This is a genomic window from Microbacterium sp. NPDC058342 (assembly GCF_042723935.1).
Taxonomy (GTDB): domain Bacteria; phylum Actinomycetota; class Actinomycetes; order Actinomycetales; family Microbacteriaceae; genus Microbacterium.
Genome location: NZ_JBHXID010000004.1, coordinates 1 through 5,412 on the forward strand (window position 1 = coordinate 1; position 5,412 = coordinate 5,412).

General features: G+C 55.0%; 3 rRNA genes. All 3 read right to left on the bottom strand.

Annotated features, from left to right (window positions below):
* Window positions 1-4: 4 nt before the first annotated feature.
* Window positions 5-121 (bottom strand): 5S ribosomal RNA (gene rrf, locus ACFWHT_RS15045).
* A gap of 102 nt (window positions 122-223) precedes the next feature.
* Window positions 224-3,328: ribosomal RNA gene (locus ACFWHT_RS15050) — 23S ribosomal RNA — on the bottom strand.
* A gap of 351 nt (window positions 3,329-3,679) precedes the next feature.
* A 16S ribosomal RNA gene (locus ACFWHT_RS15055) occupies window positions 3,680-5,204 on the bottom strand.
* Together the 16S, 23S and 5S rRNA genes form the textbook arrangement of a ribosomal RNA operon.
* Window positions 5,205-5,412: the final 208 nt, after the last annotated feature.

Sequence of the window (5,412 nt, forward strand, 5' to 3'; positions counted from 1 at the left end):
AGAAGTCCGGCGGTGTCCTACTCTCCCACAGGGTCCCCCCTGCAGTACCATCGGCGCTGTGAGGCTTAGCTTCCGGGTTCGGAATGTGACCGGGCGTTTCCCTCACGCTATGGCCGCCGAAACACTATTGACGTTTCAGGCAACACACACGTGTGTGTTGTCGGTTCCCGACCGTACGTCGAGAACCACAAAGTGGACGCGTTCATCTCGCAGAAGGAGGTGTGTTATCAAGTCATCGGCTTATTAGTACCAGTCAGCTGCACACGTTGCCGTGCTTCCACATCTGGCCTATCAACCCAGTCGTCTGGCTGGGAGCCTCTCCACCCGAGGGTGATGGAAGTCTCATCTTGAGGCCGGCTTCCCGCTTAGATGCTTTCAGCGGTTATCCATCCCGAACGTAGCTAACCAGCGGTGCTCCTGGCGGAACAACTGGCACACCAGAGGTTCGTCCAACCCGGTCCTCTCGTACTAGGGTCAGATCCTCTCAAACTTCCTACGCGCGCAGCGGATAGGGACCGAACTGTCTCACGACGTTCTAAACCCAGCTCGCGTACCGCTTTAATGGGCGAACAGCCCAACCCTTGGGACCTACTCCAGCCCCAGGATGCGACGAGCCGACATCGAGGTGCCAAACCATGCCGTCGATATGGACTCTTGGGCAAGATCAGCCTGTTATCCCCGAGGTACCTTTTATCCGTTGAGCGACAGCGCTTCCACAAGCCACTGCCGGATCACTAGTCCCGACTTTCGTCCCTGCTCGACCTGTCAGTCTCACAGTCAAGCTCCCTTGTGCACTTACACTCGCCACCTGATTGCCAACCAGGTTGAGGGAACCTTTGGGCGCCTCCGTTACTTTTTGGGAGGCAACCGCCCCAGTTAAACTACCCACCAGGCACTGTCCCTGAACCGGATCACGGTTCGAAGTTAGATATCCAGAGTGACCAGAGTGGTATTTCAACAATGACTCCACCATAACTGGCGTCATGGCTTCACAGTCTCCCACCTATCCTACACAAGCCACACCGAACACCAATACCAAGCTGTAGTAAAGGTCACGGGGTCTTTCCGTCCTGCTGCGCGTAACGAGCATCTTTACTCGTAATGCAATTTCGCCGAGTTCGCGGTTGAGACAGTTGGGAAGTCGTTACGCCATTCGTGCAGGTCGGAACTTACCCGACAAGGAATTTCGCTACCTTAGGATGGTTATAGTTACCACCGCCGTTTACTGGGGCTTAAATTCTCAGCTTCGCCTTGCGGCTAACCGGTCCTCTTAACCTTCCAGCACCGGGCAGGCGTCAGTCCGTATACATCGACTTGCGTCTTCGCACGGACCTGTGTTTTTAGTAAACAGTCGCTACCCACTAGTCTCTGCGGCCACCACACCCTTTCGGAGTAAATCCTAATAAGTGGATGGCCCCCCTTCTCCCGAAGTTACGGGGGCATTTTGCCGAGTTCCTTAACCACGATTCTCTCGATCTCCTTGGTATTCTCTACCTGACCACCTGAGTCGGTTTGGGGTACGGGCGGCTTGAACCTCGCGTCGATGCTTTTCTCGGCAGCATAGGATCACCCACTTTTTATCCGCATCGTGTCTCAGCCTGTATGAGTCACGGATTTGCCTATGACTCGGCCTACGCACTTGCACCAGGACAACCATCGCCTGGCTTGGGCTACCTTCCTGCGTCACACCTGTTAATACGCTAGCCGCACCAGCATAGGGTCGTGTGCTCCACCAGCCGGTGAACCCCGAAGGGTTCGATGACTGGCTTTGGACACTTAGCATTACTGGATTGACTGGGGCGGTTCTTCGCCGGTACGGGAATATCAACCCGTTGTCCATCGACTACGCCTGTCGGCCTCGCCTTAGGTCCCGACTTACCCAGGGAAGATTAGCTTGACCCTGGAACCCTTGGTCTTCCGGAGGACGTGTTTCTCACACGTCTTTCGCTACTCATGCCTGCATTCTCACTCGTGTGGCGTCCACGGCTGGTTCACACCGCCGCTTCACTCGCCACACGACGCTCTCCTACCCATCAACACGGCTGGACCACGAAGGCCTACCAAAAATGTCAATGCCACAACTTCGGTGGCGTGCTTGAGCCCCGTTACATTGTCGGCGCGGAATCACTTGACCAGTGAGCTATTACGCACTCTTTCAAGGGTGGCTGCTTCTAAGCCAACCTCCTGGTTGTCTAAGCAACTCCACATCCTTTTCCACTTAGCACGCGCTTTGGGACCTTAGATGGTGGTCTGGGTTGTTTCCCTCTCGACTATGAAGCTTATCCCCCACAGTCTCACTGCTGCGCTCTCACTTACCGGCATTCGGAGTTTGGCTGACGTCAGTAACCTGGTGAGGCCCATCGGCCATCCAGTAGCTCTACCTCCGGCAAGAAACACGCAACGCTGCACCTAAATGCATTTCGGAGAGAACCAGCTATCACGAAGTTTGATTGGCCTTTCACCCCTATCCACAGCTCATCCCCTCAGTTTTCAACCTAAGTGGGTTCGGCCCTCCACGACGTCTTACCGTCGCTTCAGCCTGGCCATGGATAGATCACTTCGCTTCGGGTCTAGGACATGCGACTGAATCGCCCTATTCAGACTCGCTTTCGCTACGGCTACCCCACACGGGTTAACCTCGCCACATATCACTAACTCGCAGGCTCATTCTTCAAAAGGCACGCTGTCACCCCTACTAAGGAGGCTCCAACGGTTTGTAAGCAAACGGTTTCAGGTACTATTTCACTCCCCTCCCGGGGTACTTTTCACCTTTCCCTCACGGTACTTGTCCGCTATCGGTCATCTGGGAGTATTTAGGCTTATCAGGTGGTCCTGACAGATTCACACGGGATTTCTCGGGCCCCGTGCTACTTGGGATACTCTTCACGCTGTGAGCAGCATTTCAACTACGGGGCTGGCACCCACTATGGCCCGCCTTTCAAGACGGTTCGTCTATGCAGTCACATCACGTCCACCACTCGGCAGAATGGTAAGAAAAGTCCCGCAACCCCGGGCATGCAACGCCTGCCGGCTATCACACACACCCGGTTTAGCCTCATCCGCTTTCGCTCGCCACTACTCACGGAATCACTGTTGTTTTCTCTTCCTGTGGGTACTGAGATGTTTCACTTCCCCACGTTCCCTCTACCCGCCCTATATATTCAGGCGGGAGTCACCAGGTCGCACAAACGCCTGGCGGGGTTTCCCCATTCGGAAATCCTCGGATCAAAACTCGCTTATCAATTCCCCGAGGCTTATCGCAGATTGCTACGTCCTTCTTCGGCTCCAGATGCCAAGGCATCCACCGTTTGCTCTTAAAGACTTGAAATCACACGAGTAATCACCAGTCCAGGAAAAGACTGATGATCAATAATTCTTTAAGATGCTCGCGTCCACTGTGTAGTTCTCAAAGTACGGGCGGTCCCCCACCCCCACTGCCAAACGGCAACAGAAGTAAGGGCCACGAAGGTCCGTCCAACCCGAAGGCCGGCCCGGTCCCTCAGGACCCAACAGCGTGCAGGCACCCCACCCACGAACCCAGCGTTCCAGACCCGAAGGCCGTACTAACCCAAGCTCGCAGCTCGAATACCATGTCAAATGTTCCACCCATGAGCTCCCGTCACACACATCCGGTGTGAATCGGGCTCTGACAGAACCGAAGTCCTGCAGTGCTCCTTAGAAAGGAGGTGATCCAGCCGCACCTTCCGGTACGGCTACCTTGTTACGACTTAGTCCTAATTACCAATCCCACCTTCGACGGCTCCCTCCACAAGGGTTAGGCCACCGGCTTCAGGTGTTACCGACTTTCATGACTTGACGGGCGGTGTGTACAAGACCCGGGAACGTATTCACCGCAGCGTTGCTGATCTGCGATTACTAGCGACTCCGACTTCATGAGGTCGAGTTGCAGACCTCAATCCGAACTGGGACCGGCTTTTTGGGATTCGCTCCACCTTACGGTATCGCAGCCCATTGTACCGGCCATTGTAGCATGCGTGAAGCCCAAGACATAAGGGGCATGATGATTTGACGTCATCCCCACCTTCCTCCGAGTTGACCCCGGCAGTATCCCATGAGTTCCCACCATTACGTGCTGGCAACATAGAACGAGGGTTGCGCTCGTTGCGGGACTTAACCCAACATCTCACGACACGAGCTGACGACAACCATGCACCACCTGTTCACGAGTGTCCAAAGAGTTGACCATTTCTGGCCCGTTCTCGTGTATGTCAAGCCTTGGTAAGGTTCTTCGCGTTGCATCGAATTAATCCGCATGCTCCGCCGCTTGTGCGGGTCCCCGTCAATTCCTTTGAGTTTTAGCCTTGCGGCCGTACTCCCCAGGCGGGGAACTTAATGCGTTAGCTGCGTCACGGAATCCGTGGAAAGGACCCCACAACTAGTTCCCAACGTTTACGGGGTGGACTACCAGGGTATCTAAGCCTGTTTGCTCCCCACCCTTTCGCTCCTCAGCGTCAGTTACGGCCCAGAGATCTGCCTTCGCCATCGGTGTTCCTCCTGATATCTGCGCATTCCACCGCTACACCAGGAATTCCAATCTCCCCTACCGCACTCTAGTCTGCCCGTACCCACTGCAAGCCCGAGGTTGAGCCTCGGAATTTCACAGCAGACGCGACAAACCGCCTACGAGCTCTTTACGCCCAATAATTCCGGATAACGCTTGCACCCTACGTATTACCGCGGCTGCTGGCACGTAGTTAGCCGGTGCTTTTTCTGCAGGTACCGTCACTCTCGCTTCTTCCCTGCTAAAAGAGGTTTACAACCCGAAGGCCGTCATCCCTCACGCGGCGTTGCTGCATCAGGCTTCCGCCCATTGTGCAATATTCCCCACTGCTGCCTCCCGTAGGAGTCTGGGCCGTGTCTCAGTCCCAGTGTGGCCGGTCACCCTCTCAGGCCGGCTACCCGTCGACGCCTTGGTGAGCCATTACCTCACCAACAAGCTGATAGGCCGCGAGCCCATCCCCAACCGAAAAATCTTTCCACCCGCACACCATGCGGTGACGGGACATATCCAGTATTAGACGCCGTTTCCAGCGCTTATCCCAGAGTCAGGGGCAGGTTGCTCACGTGTTACTCACCCGTTCGCCACTAATCCCCAAGTGCAAGCACCTGGTTCATCGTTCGACTTGCATGTGTTAAGCACGCCGCCAGCGTTCATCCTGAGCCAGGATCAAACTCTCCGTAAAAAAGAAATGCATACACAGCCGGGAAAACGACCATGCAGCGAGTTTGAAACTGACCAAAAGAGACGAACATCATTGCTGACATTCATATAAATTGATCCAAAGGAATTCTCAACCAACCCCACAGGGCTGGACGAGGATAATTTGGCATTTGACAAGTGCACGCTGTTGAGTTCTCAAGGATCGGACGCACCCACACACCCACCAACCA